The organism is Suttonella ornithocola (genome assembly GCF_001889065.1).
Lineage (GTDB): Bacteria > Pseudomonadota > Gammaproteobacteria > Cardiobacteriales > Cardiobacteriaceae > Suttonella_A > Suttonella_A ornithocola.
Window position 1 is genome coordinate 1 of the sequence record NZ_LWHB01000236.1, and the last position, 702, is coordinate 702.

General features: G+C 35.5%; 2 protein-coding genes. Both read left to right on the top strand.

All coding sequences use genetic code 11. From position 1 onward, the window contains the following. Positions 1–201: transposase (locus A5N85_RS13350; RefSeq protein ID WP_249023928.1), on the top strand; the 201-nt coding region annotated here is incomplete at its 5' end. Next, positions 152–442 carry a DUF4130 domain-containing protein gene (locus tag A5N85_RS13355; protein WP_169818684.1) on the top strand — a complete coding sequence of 97 codons (291 nt, stop codon included), beginning with the start codon at positions 152–154 and terminating at the stop codon, positions 440–442. The genes A5N85_RS13350 and A5N85_RS13355, both read left to right, overlap by 50 nt. Positions 443–702 lie beyond the last annotated feature (260 nt).

Genomic DNA, 702 nt, shown 5'->3' on the forward strand with positions numbered 1-702 from the left:
GCTTTTCATAAACGCAGTGATATTCAAGCAATCATTGAAGAGCATGGGCATGAAATAGTTTGGTTACCCCCTTATAGTCCAGACTTAAATCCCATTGAAAAGATGTGGGCTTGGATTAAGCAAATACGCAAAGAATGGCGGATGGATTGTATTGATACTTTATTCTTTTATCTGCTTTGGATTGGGTTGGGTTTTAGATGATTGCACTATAAAACATGGCTATGGTGCGTATTATCAGCCAGGGAAAGGGATAGAGGTCTGTAAAATAAATGAGCAGATAATTCAATCTAGTCTTGCCGCAGATGAAAGCTTTTATCAGCGACTTTGGCAAACGTATTTTTCAGCTGCTACGATTAGAGAGCGTAAAAATAGACGATTACATCTTCAGCATATTCCGTTACGCTATTGGCAATATTTGACTGAAAAGCAAATAATTTTTTAAGTTTAAAATGATATTTACTAAATATAGCAGGGCTCCCAAAAAATGCATATCGTACTTGAAGATAGTATGCTGTTTTCAAAGTGTATATTGAGTTAACGTTGTATGCATTTGGAAGTTGGCTATATATAGAACTGTTCCACGTGAAACCGCAGCTATTTATCCGTGTATCCTTGTTTTTTAATATCAGTTATCGCCTCTAAATAAATATTGCTATATTGTTTCCAAGTGGTTAGCTTGCTTTTAGGTAAAGGATGATAAGA